At 61.9% G+C, this 25,250-nt stretch carries 21 protein-coding genes; 1 reads left to right on the top strand and 20 read right to left on the bottom strand.

The features are described 5' to 3' along the window. Positions 1-86 precede the first annotated feature (86 nt). From eno to rpsB, 20 genes are all read right to left on the bottom strand, one after another. Complete coding sequence (gene eno, locus ACTORR_RS20645) at positions 87-1,376, bottom strand: phosphopyruvate hydratase (RefSeq protein WP_054885360.1); 1,290 nt, start codon at positions 1,374-1,376, stop codon at positions 87-89. A 200-nt stretch (positions 1,377-1,576) separates the two neighbouring features. Further along, positions 1,577-3,205, bottom strand: a complete 1,629-nt coding sequence (locus tag ACTORR_RS20640; RefSeq protein WP_054885361.1) for a CTP synthase — start codon at positions 3,203-3,205, stop codon at positions 1,577-1,579. A 269-nt stretch (positions 3,206-3,474) separates the two neighbouring features. Further along, positions 3,475-4,758 carry a tRNA lysidine(34) synthetase TilS gene (tilS, locus tag ACTORR_RS20635; RefSeq protein WP_313366036.1) on the bottom strand — a complete coding sequence of 428 codons (1,284 nt, stop codon included), beginning with the start codon at positions 4,756-4,758 and terminating at the stop codon, positions 3,475-3,477. A gap of 141 nt (positions 4,759-4,899) precedes the next feature. Continuing rightward, positions 4,900-5,847: an acetyl-CoA carboxylase carboxyl transferase subunit alpha gene (gene accA, locus ACTORR_RS20630; RefSeq protein ID WP_441343838.1), complete on the bottom strand. Its 948-nt coding sequence runs from the start codon at positions 5,845-5,847 to the stop codon at positions 4,900-4,902. Between the two features lie 105 nt (positions 5,848-5,952). Continuing rightward, positions 5,953-9,477, bottom strand: coding sequence for a DNA polymerase III subunit alpha (dnaE, locus tag ACTORR_RS20625; RefSeq protein WP_262109397.1), 3,525 nt, complete (start codon positions 9,475-9,477; stop codon positions 5,953-5,955). Positions 9,478-9,566: 89 nt separating this feature from the next. Further along, a complete protein-coding gene (rnhB, locus tag ACTORR_RS20620; RefSeq protein ID WP_054885365.1) occupies positions 9,567-10,190 on the bottom strand; it encodes a ribonuclease HII in 624 nt (207 codons plus the stop codon). A gap of 1 nt (position 10,191) precedes the next feature. After that, on the bottom strand, positions 10,192-11,319 hold the full coding sequence (gene lpxB / locus ACTORR_RS20615; RefSeq protein WP_054885366.1) for a lipid-A-disaccharide synthase: 1,128 nt from the start codon (positions 11,317-11,319) through the stop codon (positions 10,192-10,194). 1 nt (position 11,320) lies between these two features. After that, complete coding sequence (gene lpxA, locus ACTORR_RS20610; RefSeq protein WP_054885367.1) at positions 11,321-12,097, bottom strand: acyl-ACP--UDP-N-acetylglucosamine O-acyltransferase; 777 nt, start codon at positions 12,095-12,097, stop codon at positions 11,321-11,323. Continuing rightward, positions 12,094-12,534 carry a 3-hydroxyacyl-ACP dehydratase FabZ gene (gene fabZ / locus ACTORR_RS20605; protein ID WP_003252314.1) on the bottom strand — a complete coding sequence of 147 codons (441 nt, stop codon included), beginning with the start codon at positions 12,532-12,534 and terminating at the stop codon, positions 12,094-12,096. The genes lpxA and fabZ overlap by 4 nt, the downstream gene beginning before the upstream one ends. Before the next feature lie 113 nt (positions 12,535-12,647). Continuing rightward, positions 12,648-13,703 carry a UDP-3-O-(3-hydroxymyristoyl)glucosamine N-acyltransferase gene (lpxD, locus tag ACTORR_RS20600; RefSeq protein WP_054885368.1) on the bottom strand — a complete coding sequence of 352 codons (1,056 nt, stop codon included), beginning with the start codon at positions 13,701-13,703 and terminating at the stop codon, positions 12,648-12,650. 1 nt (position 13,704) lies between these two features. Continuing rightward, positions 13,705-14,208 (bottom strand): OmpH family outer membrane protein, encoded by a 504-nt coding sequence (locus ACTORR_RS20595; RefSeq protein WP_054885369.1) that lies wholly within the window; start codon positions 14,206-14,208, stop codon positions 13,705-13,707. Positions 14,209-14,252: 44 nt separating this feature from the next. After that, complete coding sequence (gene bamA / locus ACTORR_RS20590; RefSeq protein WP_054885370.1) at positions 14,253-16,601, bottom strand: outer membrane protein assembly factor BamA; 2,349 nt, start codon at positions 16,599-16,601, stop codon at positions 14,253-14,255. Between the two features lie 74 nt (positions 16,602-16,675). Further along, entirely contained in the window at positions 16,676-18,028 is a 1,353-nt protein-coding gene (gene rseP / locus ACTORR_RS20585; protein ID WP_099814883.1) for a sigma E protease regulator RseP, read from the bottom strand. A gap of 48 nt (positions 18,029-18,076) precedes the next feature. Further along, a complete protein-coding gene (gene ispC, locus ACTORR_RS20580; RefSeq protein WP_054885372.1) occupies positions 18,077-19,267 on the bottom strand; it encodes a 1-deoxy-D-xylulose-5-phosphate reductoisomerase in 1,191 nt (396 codons plus the stop codon). Continuing rightward, positions 19,264-20,079, bottom strand: coding sequence for a phosphatidate cytidylyltransferase (locus ACTORR_RS20575; protein ID WP_054885373.1), 816 nt, complete (start codon positions 20,077-20,079; stop codon positions 19,264-19,266). The genes ispC and ACTORR_RS20575 overlap by 4 nt, the downstream gene beginning before the upstream one ends. Beyond that, complete coding sequence (uppS, locus tag ACTORR_RS20570) at positions 20,079-20,834, bottom strand: polyprenyl diphosphate synthase (protein WP_027920033.1); 756 nt, start codon at positions 20,832-20,834, stop codon at positions 20,079-20,081. Before uppS ends, ACTORR_RS20575 begins: the two co-directional genes overlap by 1 nt. A 15-nt stretch (positions 20,835-20,849) precedes the next feature. After that, complete coding sequence (gene frr, locus ACTORR_RS20565; protein WP_054885374.1) at positions 20,850-21,407, bottom strand: ribosome recycling factor; 558 nt, start codon at positions 21,405-21,407, stop codon at positions 20,850-20,852. Beyond that, complete coding sequence (pyrH, locus tag ACTORR_RS20560) at positions 21,404-22,147, bottom strand: UMP kinase (RefSeq protein WP_003252294.1); 744 nt, start codon at positions 22,145-22,147, stop codon at positions 21,404-21,406. The genes frr and pyrH overlap by 4 nt, the downstream gene beginning before the upstream one ends. Positions 22,148-22,327: 180 nt before the next feature. Beyond that, positions 22,328-23,191: a translation elongation factor Ts gene (gene tsf / locus ACTORR_RS20555; protein WP_176506559.1), complete on the bottom strand. Its 864-nt coding sequence runs from the start codon at positions 23,189-23,191 to the stop codon at positions 22,328-22,330. Between the two features lie 184 nt (positions 23,192-23,375). Then, on the bottom strand, positions 23,376-24,113 hold the full coding sequence (gene rpsB / locus ACTORR_RS20550) for a 30S ribosomal protein S2 (protein WP_027920037.1): 738 nt from the start codon (positions 24,111-24,113) through the stop codon (positions 23,376-23,378). Between the two features lie 347 nt (positions 24,114-24,460). Between rpsB and map the strand changes: the two genes are divergently transcribed. Continuing rightward, entirely contained in the window at positions 24,461-25,243 is a 783-nt protein-coding gene (map, locus tag ACTORR_RS20545) for a type I methionyl aminopeptidase (RefSeq protein WP_016712936.1), read from the top strand. Positions 25,244-25,250 lie beyond the last annotated feature (7 nt).

Here is a 25,250-nt window from a genome sequence, read left to right as displayed (position 1 = left end):
CCGCATGAAGCGTCAGATGATTACGTACGAAAGCTCAGTACGGAAGATCCGACAACCTCGGCAGCTGTCTTTTTACCATCTCTTGCTTAGCCGCGAAACTCGGCACGACCACGGTAAACCGCTTTGGCGCCCAGCTGCTCTTCGATGCGCAGCAGCTGGTTGTACTTCGAGACGCGGTCGGAACGGCACAGCGAGCCAGTCTTGATCTGGCCAGCAGCGGTACCCACGGCCAGGTCGGCAATGGTCGAGTCTTCGGTTTCACCGGAACGGTGCGAGATCACCGCGGTGTAGCCGGCAGCCTTGGCCATCTGGATGGCTTCCAGGGTTTCGGTCAGCGAGCCGATCTGGTTGAACTTGATCAGGATCGAGTTACCGATGCCCTTCTCGATGCCTTCCTTGAGGATCTTGGTGTTGGTCACGAACAGGTCGTCGCCGACCAGCTGGACCTTGGCACCGATCTTGTCGGTCAGGATCTTCCAGCCAGCCCAGTCGGACTCGTCCAGGCCGTCTTCGATCGAGATGATCGGGAAGCGCTCGGTCAGGCCTTTCAGGTACTCGGCGAACCCTTCGGCGTCGAACGACTTGCCTTCACCGGACAGGTTGTACTTGCCGTCTTCGTAGAATTCGGAAGCCGCGCAGTCCAGGGCCAGGGTCACGTCGGTGCCCAGCTTGTAGCCGGCTTTCTCGACCGCTTCGGCGATGGCAGCCAGTGCGTCTTCGTTGGACGCCAGGTTAGGGGCGAAACCACCTTCGTCACCCACGGCAGTGTTCAGGCCACGGGCCTTCAGCACGGCTTTGAGGTGGTGGAAGATTTCGGTACCCATGCGCAGGCCGTCGGAGAAGGTCTTGGCGCCAACCGGCTGAACCATGAACTCCTGGATGTCGACGTTGTTGTCGGCGTGTTCGCCACCGTTGATGATGTTCATCATCGGAACCGGCATCGAGTACTGGCCCGGGGTGCCGTTGAGGTTGGCGATGTGCGCGTACAGCGGCAGGTCCTGATCCTGTGCAGCGGCCTTGGCGGCAGCCAGGGACACGGCCAGAATGGCGTTGGCGCCCAGCTTGGCCTTGTTCTCGGTACCGTCCAGTTCGATCATGGCGCGGTCCAGGGCTTTCTGGTCGGAAGGATCCTTGCCCAGCAGCAGGTCACGGATCGGGCCGTTGATGTTGGCGACGGCCTTCAGCACGCCCTTGCCCAGGTAACGGCTCTTGTCGCCATCACGCAGCTCCAGCGCTTCGCGCGAGCCGGTGGAAGCACCGGACGGCGCGCAAGCGCTGCCGATGATGCCGTTGTCGAGCAGTACATCGGCTTCCACGGTGGGGTTGCCACGCGAATCGAGAACTTCACGACCTTTGATGTCGACGATTTTTGCCATTGTTGTAAGCACTCCAGAATTGACGAAAACAACGCAACTGTAGGGAATTCTTGCCTTGCACCAGGCGGGGACGTAGCAGGCAGGCCTGGCAGAAGCAACCCCTGACCGAGCGGTCAGGGGTAGATCGGGGCGTACTTTACCCGAGAAATGAGCCTTGCGCGGCTTTAACCGTCGGAAAACTCATCAAAGACCTGAAAAAATCAGGCCTTGTTCTTCTGCGCCAGGGCCGCCTTGACGAAGCCGCTGAACAGCGGGTGACCGTCACGCGGGGTGGAGGTGAACTCCGGGTGGAACTGGCAGGCAACGAACCATGGATGGTCCTTGGACTCGACCACTTCAACCAGCGCGCCGTCTTCGGAACGACCGGAAACCACCAGGCCAGCGTCCACCAGCTGTGGCAGCAGGTTGTTGTTGACCTCGTAACGGTGACGGTGACGCTCGGTGATCACATCCTTGCCGTAGCAGTCGTGTACCTTGGAGCCGGCAGCCAGTTGGCAATCCTGCGCGCCCAGGCGCATGGTGCCGCCCAGGTCGGAGGCTTCGGTACGGGTCTCGACGGCACCGGTGGCATCAGCCCACTCGGTGATCAGGCCGACCACGGGGTGGCCGCTGTTGCGGTCGAACTCGGTGGAGTTGGCGTCTTTCCAGCCCATCACGTTACGGGCGAACTCGATCACGGCTACCTGCATGCCCAGGCAGATCCCCAGGTACGGCACCTTGTTCTCACGGGCGTACTGCACGGCGGTGATCTTGCCTTCCACGCCGCGCAGGCCGAAACCACCCGGTACCAGGATGGCGTCGGCGCCTTCGAGCAGGCCGGTGCCCTGGTTCTCGATGTCTTCGGAATCGATGTAGCGCAGGTTGACCTTGGTACGGTTGGTGATGCCGGCGTGGCTCATCGCTTCGATCAGCGACTTGTACGCATCCAGCAGCTCCATGTACTTGCCGACCATGGCGATGGTGACTTCCTGCTCAGGGTTGAGCTTGGCATCAACCACCTTGTCCCACTCGGACAGGTCGGCGCTGTTGCACTGCAGGCCAAAGCGCTCGACGACGAAGTCGTCCAGGCCCTGGGCGTGCAGCACGCCTGGGATCTTGTAGATGGTGTCGACGTCTTCCAGCGAAATCACCGCACGCTCTTCGACGTTGGTGAAGAGGGCGATCTTGCGGCGCGACGATGCGTCGACCGGGTGGTCGGAACGGCAGATCAGCACGTCAGGCTGCAGGCCGATGGAGCGCAGCTCCTTGACCGAGTGCTGGGTCGGCTTGGTCTTGGTCTCGCCAGCGGTGGCAATGTACGGGACCAGGGTCAGGTGCATCAGCATGGCGCGCTTGGAACCCACTTCGACACGCAGCTGGCGGATCGCTTCGAGGAACGGTTGCGACTCGATATCACCCACGGTACCGCCGATTTCCACCAGGGCCACGTCGGCATCGCCGGCACCCTTGATGATGCGACGCTTGATTTCGTCGGTGATGTGCGGGATGACCTGGATGGTTGCGCCCAGGTAGTCACCACGGCGTTCTTTACGCAGCACGTGCTCGTAGATACGACCGGTGGTGAAGTTGTTGTTCTGGGTCATGGTCGTGCGGATGAACCGCTCGTAGTGGCCCAGGTCAAGGTCGGTTTCGGCGCCATCGTGGGTGACGAACACCTCACCATGCTGGAACGGGCTCATGGTGCCCGGGTCGACGTTGATGTACGGATCCAGCTTGAGCATGGTGACCTTCAGGCCCCGCGCTTCCAGGATGGCCGCCAGGGATGCCGAGGCAATGCCTTTCCCCAATGAAGAAACAACACCGCCCGTGACGAATATGTAGCGCGTCATGAAAAACCCTAGAAGTCTGCGTTAAGGCGGCCAGCGCCGCCGGAGAAAGCGAAGGAAGGCCGAAGCCCCCGATCACCTGCGTCAATCACAGTGCATCTCGAAAAACTGCCGCGTCTGTACAGACCAGGGGTATCCCCGGCATGGAGCTCGCTCGTCATTTCCAGAATCAGCCCAGCAAAAAACTGCTTGGTAATCGGCAACTGCTGTGTTTCCGGGGAAGCCACAGAAGTTGTATCAAGAAGGGAGGGTAGTCTACCGGAATGTACCCTTCAGCTCAAACCTTGCGCGTTCGTCGGCGGCTGCCAGTGAAGCTGGCAATCGGCCTGCGCCAGTGAAGGCAGATTGGCCACCGCCAGCAGGCGCTCGCCACAATATAGCAACGGCAGTCGCGGGCGCACGAAGTGCGGGACCTGCAGCTCGTTGAGCAGGCGCTTGAGGTCGCGCCGGCCGCGGCCGGGGATGTCCAGCACTTCGCCGCCCTGGCGGTAGGCGATACGCAGTTCGCCCAGCGGCGCGGTGACATCAAGACGCACACTGCCATTGCCCGGCAATGCCAGGACCGCTCCGGGGTCGGCCCAGGCGTACTCGCCCATGGGTTGCTGCAGCCAGTCACCACTCAACCACCAGATACGGCCATGACTACGCAGCAACCGACCGTCGGCCAGCCGCCAGACCGGCTGCGCATCTGCCGCAGCATCGCGCAGATCGGCCCAGCCGGCCCAATGACGGGTATCGGGCAAGCGGGTTCGCGGGCGTAACCAGTGCTGCAGGGCATTGCGCTGCCGAGCAGGCGACAAGCGGGTGAGCGCCGCCAGGTCGAGTGACGGCAAGGCTGCCCAGGCGGGTGCAGCGCCCTCCCCGGCCTCGGCCAGATCGCCCTGCGCCAGTTCGTCGAGCAGGCCCAGTGCCTCACCCAGATGCTCCGCACAACGGGTGAAGTTCTGGCTGGCCTGTGGCCAACGCTGGTGCAAATGCGGAAACACCTCTGCGCGCAGATAGTTGCGGTCGAAGGCGGTATCAACGTTCGTCGGGTCTTCGATCCACACCAGCTCATTGACGTGGGCGTAGTCATGCAGCTGCTGGCGCGCGGTGGCCAGCAGCGGCCGGACCAGGCTGCCCAGCCCTAGCCTGCGCTGCCCGGGCATCGCCGCCAGGCCACGCAGGCCGGCACCGCGCAGCAGGCGGAAGAGCAAGGTCTCGGCCTGGTCGTCGCGGTGCTGGGCAGTAAACAGGATGTCGCCAGGACCGAGGACTTTCCCCAAGGCGGCATAGCGGGCATCACGGGCGGCCTGTTCGAGGCTGGCGCCGGGGGTGACCTGGACGTGGATGACCTGTAGCTCGATACCGAGCTGGTCGCAGATGGACTGGCAGTGGGCAGGCCACGCGTCGGCGGCGGATTGCAGGCCGTGGTGGATGTGCAGGGCGCGTAGCGGGGGGGATGCGTGGTTGCGGGCGTGGTTGGCCAGCAGATGCAGGAGGACGGTGGAATCGAGGCCGCCAGAGAAGGCGATGTACCAGGCGGGGGCGTTGAGCCAAGGGGTGAGGTTGATCATCTGGGCCTCACTTGGCTTGAGATTGCCGGGGGTACTTTGCACCCCTTTCGCGACACAAGGCCGCTCCTACAGGCGATCGCGTACCCATGTAGGAGCGGCCTTGTGTCGCGAAAGGGCCGCGAAGCGGCCCCCCAGGGCATATCAGAGGCCGTAGCTCATCAGGCGCTCGTAACGACGGGCCAGCAGCGCATCGTTATCGAGCCTGCCGAGCATGTCCAGCTGCTGCACCAGGTCGGTGCGGATGCTTTCGGACATCTTGACCGGGTCGCGGTGGGCGCCGCCCAGCGGCTCCTGGATGACCTTGTCGACAATGTTCAGGCTCTTCAGGCGCTCAGCGGTGATGCCCATGGCTTCAGCGGCGTCGGCCGCCTTGTCTGCGGTCTTCCACAGGATCGAGGCGCAGCCTTCCGGCGAGATCACCGAGTAGGTGGAGTACTGCAGCATGTTCAGCTGGTCGCACACGCCAATGGCCAGTGCACCGCCGGAACCACCCTCACCGATCACCGTGGCGATGATCGGGGTCTTCAGGCGGGCCATGACGCGCAGGTTCCAGGCGATGGCCTCGCTCTGGTTGCGCTCTTCGGCGTCGATGCCCGGGTAGGCGCCCGGGGTGTCGATGAAGGTCAGGATCGGCATCTTGAAGCGCTCGGCCATTTCCATCAGGCGGCAGGCCTTGCGGTAGCCCTCCGGGCGCGGCATGCCGAAGTTGCGGCGCACCTTCTCGCGCACTTCGCGACCTTTCTGGTGGCCGATGACCATGACTGGCTTGCCGTCCAGACGCGCCGTACCACCGACGATCGCGGCGTCGTCGGAGAAGTGGCGGTCACCGTGCAGTTCTTCGAACTCGGTGAAGATGTGATCCAGGTAGTCCAGGGTGTATGGACGACGTGGATGACGGGCCAGGCGGGCGATCTGCCAGCTGGTCAGGTTGCCGAAGATGCTTTCGGTCAGGGTGTTGCTCTTGTCTTGCAGACGGGCAATTTCATCGCTGATGTTCAGCGAGTTGTCGTTGCCTACCAGGCGCAGGCCTTCGATCTTGGCTTGCAGGTCGGCAATCGGCTGTTCGAAATCGAGAAAATTCGGGTTCATAGTCATCCGTCTTGGGTCTACGGCCAGGCGGCCGGCCGGTTGATCCGTTTGGCGCCCTACCTTAAGGGATCAGGCGCATATAGGTCGAGATTAAATTTCGTCGATTCAACGATATTGCAGGAAGACGTTCTCACGCCCGAACTGGTCACGCAGCGCCTGAATCAGGCCATCAGCCGGGTCGATCTTCCACTGCTCGCCGAACTGCAACATGGCCTTGGCATCGCTGCCGGTGTACTCCAGCGTGATCGGGCAAGCCCCACGATGGCGGGTGATCAGTTCGCCCAGCCACTTCAGGCGGTCGCCCTTGAGCGCCTCGTGTGCCACTTTCAGGCGCAGGCTTTCGGCCAGCTTGGTGCGTGCGTCCTCCATGGTCATCACCTGCTTCACCCGCAGGCGCAGGCCGCCAGAGAAGTCATCGTTGCTGACCTCGCCCTCGACCACCACCATCGCATCCGTCTGGAGCAAGGACTGTGCCGCCATGTAGGCGTCGGCAAACAGCGAGGCCTCGATGCGCCCGGAACGGTCATCGAGGGTGACGAAGCCCATCTTGTCGCCTTTCTTGTTCTTCATCACCCGCAACGCAATGATCATCCCGGCGATGGTCTGGGTCTCGCGCGACGGCTTGAGGTCGATGATGCGCTGGCGAGCGAAACGGCGAATCTCGGTCTCGTATTCGTCGATCGGGTGGCCGGTAAGGTACAGGCCCAGCGTGTCCTTTTCGCCCTTCAGGCGTTCCTTGAGGGTCAGTTCGCGCACCTTGCGGTGGTTGGCGTAGACATCGACATCCGCCGCGTCGAACATGCCGCCGAACAGGTCGACGTGGCCGCTGTCAGCGGTATGCGCCGCCTGCTCGGCGGCCTTGATGGCTTCGCCCAGTGCCGACAGCAGGGTCGCGCGATTGCGGTCGATATTGGCCTGATAGGCCTTGATCTCGTCATGGAAATACGGGCCCAGGCGGTCCAGCGCACCACTGCGGATCAACGCATCGAGGGTGCGCTTGTTGACCCGCTTGAGGTCGATGCGCTCGCAGAAGTCGAACAGGTCCTTGAACGGGCCTCCCTGGGCACGCGCCTCGACGATGGCCTCCACCGGGCCTTCGCCGACGCCCTTGATCGCACCCAGGCCGTAGACGATGCGCCCGTCGTCGTTGACGGTGAACTTGAAGTCGGAGAAGTTCACGTCCGGCGCATCGAGGCGCAGTTTCATGCTGCGCACTTCCTCGACCAGCACCACCACCTTGTCGGTGTTGTGCATGTCCGCCGAGAGTACCGCAGCCATGAACGGCGCGGGGTAGTGGGTCTTCAGCCAGGCAGTCTGGTACGACACCAGGCCATAGGCAGCGGAGTGGGACTTGTTGAATCCGTACCCGGCGAACTTCTCTACCAGGTCGAAGATGTTACCGGCCAGATCCGCATCGATGTTGTTGGCCACGCAACCTTCGATGAAGCCGCCGCGCTGCTTGGCCATCTCCTCCGGCTTTTTCTTACCCATGGCTCGACGCAGCATGTCGGCGCCACCGAGGGTGTAGCCTGCCATCACCTGGGCAATCTGCATCACCTGTTCCTGATACAGAATGATGCCGTACGTCGGTGCCAGTACCGGCTTGAGGCCTTCGTACTGGTAGTCGGAATGCGGGTAGGCCAGCTCGGCGCGGCCGTGCTTGCGGTTGATGAAGTCGTCCACCATGCCGGACTGCAGCGGGCCCGGGCGGAACAGTGCCACCAATGCGATGAGGTCTTCCAGGCAGTCGGGCTTGAGCTTCTTGATCAGCTCCTTCATGCCGCGGGATTCGAGCTGGAACACCGCCGTGGTCTCGGCTTTCTGCAGCAGCTCGTAGGTCTTGCGGTCGTCCAGCGGGATGAAGTCGATATTGACGTTGGGCAGGTTCTTCTTGGCCTGCTCGCGGTTGATGATCTCCATCGCCCACTTGATGATGGTCAGCGTCCGCAGGCCGAGGAAGTCGAACTTCACCAGGCCGGCAGCCTCGACATCATCCTTGTCGAACTGAGTCACCAGGCCGCCGCCTTCTTCGTCACAAGCGATCGGCGAAAAGTCGGTGAGCTTGGTCGGGGCAATCACCACGCCACCGGCGTGCTTGCCGGTACCACGGGTGACACCTTCGAGCTTGAGCGCCATGTCCCAGATCTCGCGGGCATCCTCGTCGCCCTTGAGGAAGTCGCGCAGGATTTCTTCCTGCTCGTAGGCTTTCTCCAGGGTCATGCCCACTTCGAACGGAATCATCTTCGACAGGCGGTCGGCGAGGCCGTAGGACTTGCCCTGCACCCGCGCCACGTCGCGCACCACGGCCTTGGCGGCCATGGTACCGAAGGTGATGATCTGGCTCACGGCGTTGCGGCCGTAAGCTTCGGCCACGTAGTCGATCACCCGGTCACGGCCGTCCATGCAGAAGTCGACGTCGAAGTCGGGCATGGAAATACGTTCAGGGTTGAGGAAGCGCTCGAACAGCAGGTCGTAGGCCAGCGGGTCGAGGTCGGTGATCTTCAACACGTAGGCTACCAGCGAGCCGGCACCCGACCCCCGCCCCGGGCCAACCGGCACGTCGTTGTTCTTGGCCCACTTGATGAAGTCCATAACGATCAGGAAGTAACCGGGGAAGCCCATCTGGATGATGATGTCCAGTTCGAACTTCAGGCGGTCCAGGTAGACCTGGCGCTTCTCTTCGTAATTCGGTGTGGTCTCTTTCGGCCACAGCACCGCCAGGCGCTCTTCCAGGCCTTCGTAGGAGACGTGCCGCAGGTAATCGTCGATACCCATGCCGTTCGGCGTCGGGAAATCGGGCAGGAAATATTTGCCGAGCTGCACCTGGATGTTGCAGCGTTTGGCGATTTCGACAGTGTTGGCAAGGGCGTCGGGCAAGTCGCTGAACAGCTCGGCCATTTCCTCGGCCGATTTCAGGTACTGCTGGTCGCTGTAGATACGCGGCCGGCGCGGATCGTCGAGGGTCCAGCCCTCGCCGATGCAGACGCGGGTTTCGTGGGCGTCGAAGTCGGACTGCTTGATGAAGCGCACGTCGTTGGTGGCGACCAGTGGAGCGCCGAGTTGATCGGCCAGGGCCACGGCAGCGTGCACGTATTCTTCGTCGCCGGCACGATTGGTGCGTTGCACTTCGACATAGAAGCGCTCCGGGAACATGCCCATCCAGTCGCGCAGCAAGGCTTCGGCTTCATCCTGGCGACCACTCATCAGGGCCATGCCGATATCGCCTTCCTTGCCGGCTGACAGGGCAATCAGCCCCTCGCTCGCGGGCGCGATCCATTCACGCTGGAGGATGACCAAGCCGTTGCGCTGGCCCTCGGTCCAGCCACGGGAGATCAATTCGGTGAGGTTGCGATAGCCCTTGGGGTCCATGGCCAGGAAGCAGATACGCGACAGCGGTGCTTCCGGGTCGGTGCCGGCCAGCCACAGGTCGGCACCGCAAATCGGCTTGATCCCGGCGCCCATGGCGGTCTTGTAGAACTTGACCAGCGAGCACATGTTGCTCTGGTCGGTGATCGCCACCGCGGGCATGTTCATGCCCGCCAGCGCCTTGGCCAGCGGCTTGATCCGCACCAGGCCGTCGACCAGCGAGAATTCGGAGTGGACGCGCAGGTGAACGAAGGGAACCGACATGGATAGTCCTGTAGCAGTGCTGAACGACAAGGGCGGGATTGTAGCGTAATTGAGTGGGGAATTTGGGGCCGCGTTGCGGCCCCCTTTCATCAGATAAGAGAATCGATAATGCCTTCGCGGGCTTCCCAGGCGGCCCGCACCGGGGCGAACGAGCGCCGATGAATGGGCGTCGGGCCAAGGCGCTCGAGGGCTTCGAGGTGCACAGGCGTTGGATAGCCTTTATGCCCGCCAATGCCGTAACCCGGGTAGATCAGTTCGAATGCGCTCATCTCCCGGTCCCGGGTCACCTTGGCCAGGATCGATGCGGCAGCGATTGCCGGCACCTGGCTATCGCCTTTGACCACTGGCGACGCCGGCACCGCCAGCTTGGGGCAACGGTTACCGTCGATGAGTGCCAGCTTCGGCGTCACATGCAACCCTTCCACCGCGCGCTGCATGGCCAGCATGGTGGCATGGAGGATGTTCAAGCGGTCGATTTCCTCGACTTCGGCGCGGGCGATGCAGAAGCTCAAGGCTTTTTCGCAGATCTCGTCGAACAGCGCCTCGCGCTTGGCTTCGGTGAGTTTCTTCGAATCGTTCAGGCCAAGAATCGGCCGAGCCGGGTCGAGGATCACCGCCGCCGTGACCACCGCACCGCACAGCGGGCCGCGGCCAACTTCGTCGACGCCGGCGACCAGGTCTTCGACCAGGTTGAAGTCCAGTCCAATCTGCATGTCAGCGGTCCTTGAGCAGGGCCAGCACTGCGTCGGCAGCCTGGTTGGAGGCGTCGCGGCGCAGGGTGCGGTGAATCTCGTCGAAGCGTTCGGTCTGCTGGGCACCGTCGGTGACCAGCGGCGCCAGGGCCTGGGCCAGGGCTTCGCTGGTCGCGGCATCCTGCAGCAGCTCAGGCACCAGTTCACGCTGGGCCAGCAGGTTGGGCAGCGACACGTAGGGACTTTTCACCAGACGCTTGAGAATCCAGTAGGTCAACGGTGCCAGGCGGTAGGCTACAACCATCGGCCGCTTGTACAACAGCGCCTCCAGCGTGGCGGTACCCGAAGCGATCAACACCGCGTCGCAGGCAGCAAGGGCCCGGTGCGACTGGCCATCGAGCAAGGTCAACGGCAAATCGCGCCCTTCGAGCATCTGCTCGATCTGAGCACGACGCGCTGCGTTGGCGCAAGGCAGCACGAAGCGCACGCCAGGCACCCGTTCGCGCAGGCGCTGGGCGGCGTCGAGGAACAGCGCGCCCAGACGCCCGACCTCTCCACCACGGCTGCCCGGCATCAACGCCACCACCGGCCCTTCGGCGAGGCCCAGTTCGTTACGCGCAGCCTGACGGTCTGCCGCCAACGGAATGGTGTCGGCCAACGGATGGCCGACAAACCGCACCGGCACGCCCTGCTCTTCGTAGAAGCGTGCTTCGAAGGGCAACAGCGTGAGCATCAGGTCGCAACCTTCGCGAATCTTCAGCACGCGCTTCTGCCGCCACGCCCACACCGACGGGCTGACGTAATGTACGGTCTTGATCCCGGCCTGACGCAGTTTCAGTTCGATATTGAGAGTGAAATCGGGGGCATCGATGCCGATGAACACATCGGGCTTTTCGCCGATCAAGGTCTGGATCAGCAGCTTGCGTCGCTTGAGCAACTCACGCAGGCGCCCCAGCACTTCGACCAGGCCCATGACCGCCAGGCGTTCCATGGGGAAGTAAGACTGAAGGCCTTCGGCCTCCATCAACGGGCCGCCCACACCGATGAAACGCACATCGGGATGGCGCGCCTTGAGGGCGCGCATCAGACCAGAACCGAGGATATCGCCGCTGGCCTCACCTGCGACCAGGGCTACGCAAAGCTGCGCCATGTCAGCGGGTGATGCCGCGGGCAGAATTCACGATCGACTGGCGGAACAGCTCGACCTGTTCGTGCTTGGCGGCCAGTTCGTCCAGCTCTTTGATCGCCTCTTCCACGGTCAGACCCTGGCGGTAGACGATCTTGTATGAACGGCGCAAGGCATGGATGACCTCGTCGCTGAAACCACGGCGGCGCATGCCCTCGAAGTTCATGCTGCGGGCTTCGGCAGGGCTGCCGAACACCGTGACGAAGGCCGGCACATCCTTGCCGATCGCCGTGCCCATGCCAGAGAACGCATGGGCGCCGATGTGGCAGTATTGATGCACCAGGGTGAATCCGGACAGGATCGCCCAATCACCCACGTGTACATGCCCGGCCAGCGCGGTATTGTTGACCAGGATGCAGTGATTGCCGATGACGCTGTCATGGCCGATATGGGCATAGGCCATGATCAGGTTGTGATCGCCCAGGGTAGTTTCCGAACGGTCCTGGACCGTACCGCGATGAATGGTCACCCCCTCGCGGATCACATTGTGATCACCGATCACCAAGCGTGTCGGCTCACCCTTGTACTTGAGGTCAGGGGTGTCTTCACCAATCGAGGAAAACTGGTAGATCCGGTTGTGCTTGCCAATCCTGGTCGGCCCTTTAAGCACGACATGGGGGCCAATGACGGTGCCCTCGCCGATTTCGACGCCGGGGCCGACGATCGACCACGGGCCAACCTCGACGCCCTCGGCCAGCTTGGCCGAGGGATCGATGATCGCCCGCGGATCAATCGAACTCATAGGGAGCGTTCCGCACAGGTGATCTCAGCCGAGCACACCGGCTTGCCGTCGACCAGGGCGCGGCATTCGAACTTCCAGATCATGCTCTTGCGGCTGAGGAACTTGGCTTCCAGCACCAGCTGGTCGCCCGGCAGCACCGGCTGACGGAAACGCAGCTTGTCGGAACCGACGAAGTAGTACAGGGTGCCATCGGCCGGCTTGGCATCGAGCATCTTGAAACCAAGGATGCCGGCCGCCTGGGCCATGGCTTCGATGATCAGGACGCCCGGCATGATCGGATGTGCCGGAAAATGGCCATTGAAGAACGGCTCGTTGATGCTGACATTCTTGTAGGCACGAATGCTCTGGGCCTCGAAGTCCAGATCCGTCACGCGATCTACCAGCAGGAACGGGTAGCGGTGAGGCAGGTATTCGCGAATCTCGTTGATGTCCATCATTTCGGGGGGAAGCCTGTAATAAGAATAGGGAGCGCAGGTGCTGACCACACGCTCCTTTTGCAGTCCAAAGAGGAGCCAGCTAGCGACTGTTCACTCTTGCTCAGGAAATGGTATCAGCCTTCTGATGTCGGCTGGCCACCTGAGGTCACGGTATCGACACGTTTTTCCAGCTGCTGGAGCCGTTTGGCCATGTCATCGAGCTGGCGAATGCGCGCCGCGCTCTTACGCCAGTCAGCCAGGGGCTGCATGGCCGTGCCGGATGAATAGGAACCAGGTTCGGTGATCGAGCGGGTCACCATGGTCATTCCGGAAACAAATACGTTATCGCAGATATCGATATGCCCCACCAGGCCCACACCACCCGCCAGCATGCAATGCTTGCCGATGCGCGCACTGCCGGAGATGCCGACACAGGCAGCCATGGCCGTGTGATCACCGATCTGCACGTTGTGGGCGATCTGGATCTGGTTGTCGAGTTTTACCCCATCACCGATCCGGGTATCGGACAGCGCGCCTCGGTCTACGGCGGTGTTGACGCCGATCTCGACGTCATCGCCGATGGTGACCCCGCCAATCTGGGCGATCTTGCGCCAGATGCCCTTCTCGTTGGCGAAGCCGAAGCCCTCACCGCCGATCACTGCGCCCGACTGGATGACCACACGCTTGCCAATGGTCACGTCGTGGTAGAGCGTGACGCGCGGTGCTAGCCAGCCACCTTCGCCGACCACGCAACGCGCACCGATGAAGCAATGCGCCCCGATGCTGACGTTGGCGCCGATGCGCGCACCGCTTTCGATGACCGCGAACGGCCCGATACTGGCGCTCGCATCCACCTGGGCATCCTCCGCCACCACGGCGCTGGGATGAATACCCGCCACAGCCTTGGGTTTGGGGTCGAACAGGTGGGAGATACGCGCATAAGCCAGGTACGGGTCAGCCACGACCAGGGCATTGCCGGCGAAGCCTTCGGCGTCCGCAGCCTTGAGCAGCACCGCGGCGGCCTGGCAGTTGTCCAGGTATTTGCGGTATTGCGGGTTGGCGAGGAAGCTCAATTGACCGGGGCCAGCCTCCTGCAAGGTAGCCAGCCCGGTAATCTGCAGCGCTTCAGGGCCTTTCAGTGTGGCCCCGAGGGCCTCGGCCAGCTGGCCGAGCGTCATGGTCACGGTCATATCAACGCGCTTGGTTCATACGCTCGATGACTTGGCGGGTGATGTCGTACTGAGGTTTGACATCGATGACCGCGCCGCGCTCGAGAACCAGGTCGTAGCCGCCTTTCTTGATCACTTCCTCGACAGCGCCATCCAGCTTCGGCTTGAGCTGCTTGAGCATGTCGCGGTCAGCAACGGCCTTGGCCTCGTTCAGTTCCTTGGACTGGAACTGGAAGTCACGGGCTTTCTGCTTGAATTCGAGCTCCAGACGCTCACGCTCCTGCTGCTGCATCTTGTCGCCACCCTTGATCAGGCGGTCCTGGATGCCCTTGGCGCTGCTTTCCAGGCTCTTCAGCTTGGTCAGTTGCGGGCCGAACTTCTTCTCGGCGTCGACCGCGTACTTCTTGGCGGCATCGGATTCGAGCAGGGCCATCTGATAGTTCAGCACGGCGATCTTCATTTCGGCGAAAGCCGGGGTGGCGACCAGCGCCGCGGCCACTACGGCCAGTTGAGCCAATTTACGCACGATGCACTCCTGGAAAAACCGTTGTCGTTAAGCAAGGGCCGACCTTAGAAGGTCTGGCCCAGAGAGAATTGGAACACCTGGGTATCGGCATCGGTCGGCTTCTTCACCGGCATCGCCAGACTGAAGCTCAACGGGCCCAGGGCCGTGATCCAGGTGACACCCAGGCCGACCGAACTGGCCATGCCCGAGAAGCCCACCTTCTCGCAATCCGGCTTGCTGCCGCAGTTGGTGTCGAACACGTTACCCACGTCCCAGAATACCGAGGTACGCAGGGAACGCTGGTCCTTGACGAACGGCAGCGGGAACAGCAACTCGACACCACCTTGCACGAGCACGTTACCACCGAACGGCAATGGATCCTGATCCGGGTCGGCGATGGTACCAGGGTTGGTCCCCTTGCTCGGCGTACTGCGCGGGCCCAGCGTACTGTCTTTGAAACCACGCACGGAGTTGAAGCCACCCGCGTAGTAGTTTTCATAGAACGGCAGGCCCGAGGTGCTACCGTAGCCATCACCATAGCCCAGTTCGGTATGCAGGCGCAGGGTGTAATCGTTGGTAATCGGCTTGAACAGCTGGCCGCGGTAGTCGAGCTTGTAGAACGACAGGTCGCTGCCTGGAATGGTGCTCTCGAGCGTCAGGCTCTGGGAGTGACCACGGGTCGCCAGCACACCTTTGTTCAGGGTCGACTCGGACCAGCCGATCGAGGCCTTGAAGTTGGTGAAGTTGTCACCTTCCTGCTTGAGGAAGTCGAAGATCTCGTCAACGGTGTACTTACCGGTCTTGATCTTGTCCTGCTGAACGCTCAGGCCGTAGGTCAGACGCGAGGTTTCGCTGATCGGGTAACCGAGGCTGACACCGGCACCCAGGCTGTCCACCGCATAGCTGGCCACGTCGACGTCAAGGTCGCTGTAGTCGGTGCTGCGGTAGAAGGCGTTGTAGCCCAGGCTCACGCCGTCGGCAGTGAAGTAGGGATCAACGAAGCCGAAGTTGTAGCGGGTCTGGTACTCCGAACGGGTCAGGCCGATGGATACCTTGTTACCGGTACCGAGGAAGTTGCTCTGGCTGATCGAACCACCGAGGATCAGGCCGGCGCTCTGGGCGAAACCGACGCTGGCGGTGATCGAACCGGAGGCTTGCTCTTCGACGCTGTAGTTGACGTCGACCTGGTCGTCGGTGCCTGGCACCGCCGGGGTCTCGACGTTGACTTCCTTGAAGAAGCCCAGGCGCTCAAGACGGGTCTTGGACTGGTCGATCAGGTAAGTCGAAGCCCAGCCACCTTCCATCTGGCGCATTTCACGGCGCAGCACTTCGTCTTCGGTCTTGGTGTTGCCGCGGTAGTTGATGCGGTTGACGTAGGCACGCTTGCCCGGGTCGACCACGAACATGATGTCGACGGTGTGGTCCTGGTCGTTCGGCTGCGGCACGCCGTTGACGTTGGCGAAGGTGTAGCCTTCGTTGCCCAGGCGGCGGGTGATCAGCTCGGAGGTGGTGGTCATGACCTTGCGCGAGAACACCTGGCCCGGCTGCACCAGCAGCAGCGACTTGACCTGGTCTTCCGGCACCTTCAGGTCACCCGACAGCTTCACGTCGCGAACCGTGTACTTCTCGCCTTCGTTGACGTTTACGGTGATGTAGACGTGCTTCTTGTCCGGGGTGATCGACACCTGGGTGGAGGCGATGTCCATATTGATGTAGCCGCGGTCCAGGTAGTAGGAACGCAGGCGCTCCAGGTCACCGGAGAGCTTTTCGCGGGCGTACTTGTCGTCGTTCTTGAAGAACGATAGCCAGTTGGTGGTCTTCAGTTCGAACAGCTGCTGCAGCTCTTCATCGCTGAACACGGTGTTGCCAACGATGTTGATGTGCTGGATGGCGGCAACGGTACCTTCGTTGATCTTGATCTTCAGCGCCACACGGTTGCGCGGCTGCGGCACGACTTCGGCGTCGACCTCGGCCGAGTAGCGGCCCTGGGCCACGTACTGGCGCTGCAGCTCGTTGCGCACGCCTTCGAGGGTGGCGCGCTGGAAGATCTCGCCTTCGGCCAGGCCCGACTGCTTCAGGCCCTTCATCAGGTCTTCGGTGCTGATCGCCTTGTTGCCTTCGATCTCGATGCTGGACACCGACGGGCGCTCGACCACGTTGATGATCAGGACGTTGCCATCGCGGTTCAGCTGGATGTCCTGGAAGAAGCCGGTCTTGAACAGCGAACGGGTGGAATCCACCAGGCGGCGGTCGTCAGCCTGGTCGCCAACGTTGAGTGGCAAGGCGCCGAACACGCTGCCGGCGGACACCCGCTGCAGGCCGTTGACACGAATATCGGAGATAGTGAAGGACTCGGCGTGAACTTCAGCGATCATCAGTGCGGACATGACCGCAGTTAGCAGCAGACGTTTCATGAAGTCCTTTTATTCCAACTGGCAATAAACAACCCGCCGCATGGTGACGGCAGGTTCGCAATTGAGCGAAGCTTTTAAAGTCGACCCAGATCGTTGATCAGGGCGAGCAACATCACCCCTACGACCAAACTGATACCGATCTGGACCCCCCAACCTTGCACCCGTTCTGACAATGGACGACCGCGCGCCCACTCGACCAGGTAAAACAGCAAATGCCCCCCATCCAGTACTGGAATGGGCAGCAGGTTAAGAACCCCCAGGCTTATGCTCAGGTAGGCCAGGAAATTCAGGAAATCCCCCACGCCGGACTGGGCTGAAGCGCCCGCCACTTTAGCAATGGTTATCGGTCCGCTCAAGTTTTTTACCGAGAGCTCACCGAACAGCATTTTCTTCAGCGACTCGAGGGTCAGGACGCTCATGTTCCAAGTCCGCGAGAGCCCCTCGCCCACGGCATCCAGCGGGCCATAGCTGACTTCGCGAAGCATGCTGGCAGGCCATTCGGCGCCCTTCACACCCGCGCCGAGGTAGCCACCGGCCGCTTTACCTTCGCCTTTGTGAGCCAGCATGACCGGCACATCGAGGGCCGCGCCGTCGCGCTCGACTCGCAGCACCACCTGGGAATCAGGGCGCGCACGAACGCTGTCTACCACCTGCTGCCAATCACTGAGCGCCGCGCCGTCGAGGGCGAGCAATTTGTCGCCGGCCTTCAGGCCAGCGGCAGCAGCCGGGCCTTTCGGATCGATCTCGGCCAGTACGGGCGATACCGCCGGCCGCCATGGGCGCAGGCCCAGGGACTGAATAGGGTCCGGCTCGTCGACACCCTTGAGCCAATGCTCCAGCTTCACCTGCAGCTGGCGCTCGGCGGTGGCGCCATCGTCGCGCACCCCAACCTGCAGCGTGCCACTCTCACCCAGGCGGCGAACCAGCTGCAAATTGACTGCCGACCAACCGCTGGTCGCCTTGCCATCAATAGATACAATTTCCTGACCAGCAGCCAGGCCTGCCGATGCTGCCAGGCTCCCCGGCTCGACCGCACCGATCACCGGGCGGACCTGCTGGGTACCGAGCATGGCCAGCAGCCAGAAGAAGACGATGGCCAGGAGGAAATTGGCGACCGGGCCTGCGGCTACGATGGCGATGCGCTGACGCACCGACTTGCGATTGAACGCTTGATCGGCAAGCGCCGGAGGCACTTCGCCCTCACGCTCGTCGAGCATCTTGACGTAGCCACCCAGCGGAATCGCCGCCACCACGAACTCGGTGCCCTGGCGGTCATGCCAGCGCAGCAATGGCATGCCGAAGCCGACGGAGAAGCGCAGCACCTTGACCCCGCAACGCCGTGCGACCCAGAAGTGGCCAAACTCGTGGAATGTGACCAGTACACCCAGGGCCACCAGGGTGCCGACAATCATGTAGAGCGCAGTCATATCTATCTCCGAATGACGTTCAGCAGAACCCTGGTAGCGCGCCAGGCCTCAACGACCGTGACGCCTCAGCCACTCACGAGCCAGTTCTCGGGCACGCTGGTCGGCAGCGAAAACGGCCTCCAGCGATGGCAGCGGCACCACAGGTTCCTGATCAAGCACTTGCTCGATCATACCCGCGATCTCAGGGAAGCGGATACGCCGCTGGAGAAATGCCTCGACCGCGACCTCGTTGGCCGCGTTGAGCACCGCAGGCGCACTGTTACCGGCTTCGGCCGCCTCGCGCGCCAGGCGCAGGCAAGGGAAGCGTTGTTCGTCCGGCGCCTGGAAGTCCAGACGGGCGATGGCGAACAGGTCCAGCGGGGCAACCCCGGAATCGATACGCTCTGGCCAGGCCAAGGCATTCGCGATGGGGGTGCGCATGTCCGGATTGCCCAACTGGGCCAGCACCGAACCGTCGATGTAGTCGACCAGCGAATGGATCACGCTTTGCGGATGCACGACCACCTCGACCTTGGCCGGCGCCGCATCGAATAACCAGCAGGCCTCGATCAGCTCCAGGCCCTTGTTCATCATGCTGGCCGAGTCCACGGAAATCTTCCGCCCCATCGACCAGTTGGGATGAGCACAGGCCTGTTCCGGAGTGACATCGACCAAGGCCGCCTGCGGCGTCTCGCGGAACGGCCCACCCGAGGCGGTCAGCAGGATACGACGCACGCCGACCTGGCTCAGGCCGCGAGCATAATCGCCCGGCAGGCACTGGAAGATCGCATTGTGCTCGCTGTCGATCGGCAGCAGCACGGCGCCACTGCGCCGCACCGCGTCCATGAACAGCGCGCCGGACATCACCAGCGCCTCCTTGTTGGCCAGCAACACCTTCTTGCCCGCTTCAACGGCGGCCAGGGTCGGACGCAGGCCAGCGGCGCCAACGATGGCAGCCATCACCGCATCCACGTCAGGGGCTGCCGCGACCTCGCACAGACCCGCCTCCCCTACCAGCACCTGGGTAGCGCAGCCGGCACCCACCAGACCATCACGCAGGCGCGCAGCGCCTTCGTCATCGGGCACCACGGCATAGACCGGGTGGTGCCGAACGCACAGGGCCAGCAGCTCGTCGATGCGCGAATAGCCGCTGAGCGCGAACACCTGGTAGCGTTCGGGGTGCCGCGCAATCACATCAAGGGTATTGAGACCGATCGAGCCGGTCGCACCCAGCACAGTAATACGCTGCGTGCGACTCACATCACACCCCATTCGGCAGCCCACAGCAGCACGGCGAAGATCGGGATCGCTGCGGTCAGGCTGTCGATGCGATCCAGCACCCCACCATGGCCAGGCAGCAGGTTACTGCTGTCCTTGATGCCGGCCCGACGCTTGAACATGCTCTCGGTCAGGTCACCGATCACCGACGACATGACCACCAGCGCAGCACCCAGCAGGCCTAGCAGAAGCTGGCCGAAGCCCCAGTCACGGCTGATGCCCACCACCAGGGTGATCACCAGGCTGACCGCCATGCCACCATAGACACCTTCCCAGCTCTTGCCCGGGCTCACTTGCGGCGCCAGCTTGCGCTTGCCAAATGCACGACCGGAGAAATAGGCACCGACATCAGCTGCCCAGACCAGCACCATGACCGACAGGATCAGCCAGTTGCCGAGCTGCCAATGCTTGAGCAGGATCAGCCCTTGCCATGCCGGCAACAGGATCAGCAAGCCGATCAGCAGCTTGCAGGCTGCACTGGCCCACAGTTCGCTGCTGCGTGGATAGGTGAGCACCAACCAGGTGGCCAGCGCCCACCAGATGACCGAAGCGCCAAGCACCCATGGTGCCAGGTCCGGCATGAGATGGAGCAGCATCAGCGCTCCGGCGACCACAGCGGCGTAGGCGATGCGCAATGGCTGAGCCACTAGCCCGGCCAGACGCGCCCACTCCCAGGCACCGAGGGTCACCACGAAGCCGATGAACAGGGCGAAGTCCCCGCCGTTGAGCAGGAAGAAACCACCCAGCGCGACCGGCAACAGGATCAGCGCGGTAATGATGCGTTGTTTAAGCATTAAGCACGAGCTCCAGCCTCGACCTGCTCGCTGGTCTTACCGAAGCGGCGCTGGCGCGAAGCGAAATCGGCCAGGGCTTTGCGCATGGCCTCGTGTTTGAAATCCGGCCAGTAGAGGTCGGAGAAGTACAGTTCGGCATAGGCCAGTTGCCACAGCAGGAAGTTGCTGATGCGATGCTCGCCACCGGTACGGATGCACAGGTCGGGCAATGGCAGCTCGCCTGTGGCCAGGCAGGTCTGCAGCAGGCCAGGGGTGATGTCGTCCGGGCGCAGATGGCCGGCCTGAACCTCACGCGCCAGGCGTTGGGCGGCCTGGGCGATATCCCACTGGCCGCCGTAGTTGGCGGCGATCTGCAGAATGAAGCGGTTACTGCCCGCTGTCAGCGCCTCGGCTTCGCGCATGGCGGCCTGCAGCTCGGGGTGGAATCGCGAACGGTCACCGATGATGCGCAGGCTGATGTTGTTCTCGTTGAGGCGCCGGGCTTCACGGCGCAAGGCCGAGAAAAACAGCTCCATCAACGCACCGACCTCTTCGGCCGGGCGCTGCCAGTTTTCACTGGAGAAGGCGAACAGGGTCAGCACTTCGACCCCGGATTCGGCGCACACCTCGATGACTGCGCGCACCGCGTCGACGCCAGCCTTGTGCCCGGCGACGCCGGGCAGCAGGCGCTTCTTCGCCCAGCGGTTGTTGCCATCCATGATGATCGCGACATGACGCGGCACCGATGACGGTGCCGCCAACTTGGACTTTTCCATTAAAAAACCTCGGCCTTAAACGGCCATCAGGTCCTTTTCCTTGGCTTTGTAAGCGGCATCGACTTCAGCAATGAACTTGTCGGTCAGCTTCTGGATCTCGTCAGCGGCGCGACGCTCTTCGTCTTCGCTGATTTCCTTGTCCTTGGTCAGCTTCTTCAGATCACCCAGGGCATCGCGGCGCACGTTACGCACAGCCACCTTGGCATCTTCGGCAACGCTGCTGGCCTGCTTGGTGTAGCCCTTGCGGGTCTCTTCGGTCAGGGCCGGCATCGGTACACGGATGGTGGTACCGGCGCTGGAGGGGTTCAGGCCCAGGTCGGAGGTCAGGATGGCTTTCTCGATGGCAGCGCTGAGGTTCTTGTCGTGAGCGACGATCTTCAGGGTGCGGGCATCTTCGACGGTGATCGCAGCCACCTGGTTCAGCGGCATCTCGCTACCCCAGGCCGTGACCTTGACGCTGTCCAGGATGCTTGGGTGGGCGCGACCGGTACGGATCGCCGCCAGGTTGCGAGCCAGGGCTTCGATGGATTTGCCCATGCGCTCCTGCGCGTCTTTCTTGATGTCGTTGATCATGCTTGGCCTTCCTCGATCAGAGTACCTTCAGCGCCACCCACCACGATGTTCAGCAGGGCGCCAGGCTTGTTCATGTTGAATACCCGCAATGGCATCTTGTGGTCACGGCACAGGCAGATTGCGGTCAGGTCCATCACACCCAGCTTGCGATCCAGGACCTCGTCATAGGTCAGGTGATCGAACTTCTCGGCATGCGGATCCTTGAATGGGTCGGCAGTGTACACGCCATCGACCTTGGTCGCCTTCAGCACCACGTCGGCATCGATTTCGATGGCGCGCAGGCAGGCTGCTGAGTCGGTGGTGAAGAACGGGTTGCCGGTACCGGCAGAGAAAATTACCACATCCCCGGAGTTGAGGTGGCGAATAGCTTTGCGACGATCGTAATGATCGGTGACGCCAACCATGGAAATGGCCGACATGACCAGCGCCGGGATGTTCGAACGCTCCAGCGCATCGCGCATGGCCAGGCCGTTCATGACAGTGGCCAGCATCCCCATGTGGTCGCCGGTGACACGGTCCATGCCGGCTGCGCTGAGCGCTGCGCCGCGGAACAGGTTGCCACCACCGATCACCAGGCCGACCTGGACACCGATCCCCACCAGCTGGCCGACTTCAAGGGCCATGCGATCCAGCACCTTCGGATCGATGCCGAAGTCTTCCGAGCCCATCAGGGCCTCGCCGCTAAGTTTGAGCAAAATGCGTTTATAGCGAGGTTGGCGACCACTCACCTGCTGAGCCATTGCGAGTCTCTCCTGCGGCGTACTTTTAGAAAATTCGTGCGAGCCGTTTTCGGCTTGCTAACTGTAGCGTGGCACCGTTTTGGTGCCAGCGGCGTCGGGTCCTGTAAACCCTTCGCCGTTTTGACAAAGAGGCTGCGCGCGTGAGCGGGCAGCCTCTTTGGGGCGACAGACGGGGCTGTCTTACTGCTTGGCAGCAGCTACCTGAGCAGCAACTTCAGCAGCGAAATCGTCAACTGGCTTCTCGATGCCTTCGCCAACCTTGAAGTAGGTGAAGGAAACGATTTCAGCACCGGCTTTCTTGGCCAGCTCGCCAACCTTGACTTCTGGGTTCATGACGAAAGCTTGCTCTTTCAGCGAGGCTTCGGCCTTGAACTTGGTGATACGACCGTTGATCATGTTTTCAACGATGTTTTCCGGCTTGCCAGCGATCTTGTCGGCGTTCAGCTGCAGGAAGACGTTCTTCTCGCGCTCGATGGCTTCAGCGGAGATTTCCGACGAATCCAGGAACTCCGGGTTCGAAGCTGCAACGTGCATGGCGATGTTCTTGGCCAGCTCGACGTCGCCGCCTTTCAGAACAACGGCAGCGCCGATCTTGTTGCCGTGCAGGTAGGCACCGACAACATCACCTTCAACGCGCACCAGGCGACGGATGTTGACGTTCTCGCCGCACTTGGCGACCAGGGCTTCACGAGCTGCTTCACGCGAGGCAACCAGGGGAGCGGCGTCGGTCAGCTTCTGAGCGAAAGCTTCTTCCAGGCTTTCGGCCACGAAGTTCTTGAAGTCGTCTTGCAGGGCCAGGAAGTCGGTCTGCGAGTTCACTTCCAGCAGGACGGCGGCTTTGCCGTCGGTCTTGACGGCGATAGCGCCTTCAGCAGCGACGTTGCCAGCCTTCTTGGCGGCCTTGATGGCGCCCGAGGCACGCATGTCGTCAATGGCTTTTTCGATGTCGCCGCCGGCCTTTTCCAGGGCCTTCTTGCAATCCATCATGCCTTCGCCGGTACGCTCGCGCAGTTCTTTGACCAGCGCTGCAGTAATTGCTGCCATTTCAAAATCCTCTTGGAAAGTTTTTCAACCATTCCACCCGCTCGTCACGGGCGTTAAATTCTGCAAATCGCTGCCTTTATATCAGCTCGCCCATCATGCGGGGCCGTTGCTGACAGCAGGATTTCAAGGTGGCAAAAAGGGGGCAGAGCCCCCTTTTCGCGTGCCAAGTAGACGCTAGCGCCTATTACTCAGCAGCAGGTGCAGCCGCTTCTTCAGCGTAGACTTCAGTACCGCCGGCAACGTTGTTGCGGCCGCGGATGACGGCGTCAGCCATCGAAGTCATGTACAGCTCGATAGCGCGGATGGCGTCATCGTTACCTGGGATAACGAAGTCAACGCCTTCTGGGCTGCTGTTGGTATCGACAACGCCGATAACCGGGATGCCCAGCTTGTTGGCTTCGGTGATAGCAATGCGCTCGTGGTCAACGTCGATCACGAACAGGGCATCAGGCAGACCGCCCATGTCCTTGATACCACCCAGGCTGCGGTCCAGCTTTTCCAGATCGCGCGAACGCATCAGGGCTTCTTTCTTGGTCAGCTTGGCGAAGGTGCCATCTTCGGCCTGGGTTTCCAGGTCGCGCAGACGCTTGATCGAAGCACGGATGGTCTTGTAGTTGGTCAGCATGCCGCCCAACCAACGGTGATCAACGTATGGCGAACCTGCGCGAGCAGCTTGCTCGGCAACGATCTTGCCGGCGGAACGCTTGGTGCCGACGAACAGGATCTTGTTCTTGCCCTGGGCCAGGCGCTCTACGAACGACAGAGCGTCGTTGAACATCGGCAGGGTTTTTTCCAGGTTGATGATGTGAATCTTGTTACGCGCGCCGAAAATGTACTTGCCCATTTTCGGGTTCCAGTAACGGGTCTGGTGGCCGAAGTGCACACCGGCCTTCAGCATATCGCGCATGTTGACTTGGGACATGATAGTTCCTTGATAAGTCGGGTTGGGCCTCCACGTATCCCAATGACCAACCCACGCTTCCGGAGAATCGGGGCACCCAGGCCATCGTGTCGACACGTGTGTGGGTTTGGAGCTGACGGGGTCGTCCCCGAAAGCGGCGCATTTTATACCACAGACCGCGAGCGAACGGAACCCGGATCAGGTTGCGTCCGTCAGCAGTTTTTGCAGCACCCTGCCAAACAGGCCAGAATGCCTCCTTATAGACAGCAGCATGACCGCCTTTATCCCGACAGAATGCCGCCCTGCTCTGCTAGAATCCGGCCTTTCCCGTTTGTTCGCGCCGTCTGCGGCGCCGTAGAGAGCCTGTAATGACCGTCACCATCAAGACTGCAGAAGACATCGAGAAGATGCGCATCGCCGGCCGCCTGGCCGCCGAAGTGCTGGAAATGATCGAAGAACACGTCAAGCCCGGTGTCACCACCGAAGCGCTCGACCGCCTGTGCCACGACTACATCGTCAACGTCCAGCAGGCCATCCCGGCGCCCCTCAACTACAAGGGCTACCCGAAGTCGATCTGCACCTCGATCAACCATGTGGTCTGCCACGGCATCCCCAACGACAAGCCGCTCAAGGACGGGGACACGCTCAACATCGACGTTACCGTGATCAAGGACGGCTACCACGGCGACACCAGCCGCATGTTCCACGTCGGCACCGTGCCAGTCTGGGCCGAGCGCCTGTCCAAGGTCACCCAGGAATGCATGTACAAGGCCATCGAACTGGTCAAGCCGGGCTGCCGCCTGGGCGATATCGGTGAGGTGATCCAGAAGCACGCCGAGAAGAATGGTTTCTCGGTGGTGCGCGAGTTCTGCGGCCACGGCATCGGCAAGGTGTTCCATGAAGAGCCGCAGATCCTCCACTACGGCCGCGCTGGCACCGGCATGGAGCTCAAGGAAGGCATGACCTTCACCATCGAGCCGATGATCAACCAGGGCAAGGCCGACACCAAGGTGCTGGGCGACGGCTGGACGGCCATCACCAAGGACCGCAAGCTCTCGGCCCAGTGGGAACATACCCTGGTGGTGACGGCTACCGGTTACGAGATATTCACCCTGCGCAAGGACGACACCATCCCGCGCACCTCGGCCTGATACCCAA

Origin of the sequence: Pseudomonas sp. SAR267 (assembly GCF_052077595.1) — a bacterium.
In the GTDB taxonomy this organism is placed as follows: domain Bacteria; phylum Pseudomonadota; class Gammaproteobacteria; order Pseudomonadales; family Pseudomonadaceae; genus Aquipseudomonas; species Aquipseudomonas vlassakiae.
This window is presented reverse-complemented; position numbering and strand designations above follow the sequence as displayed.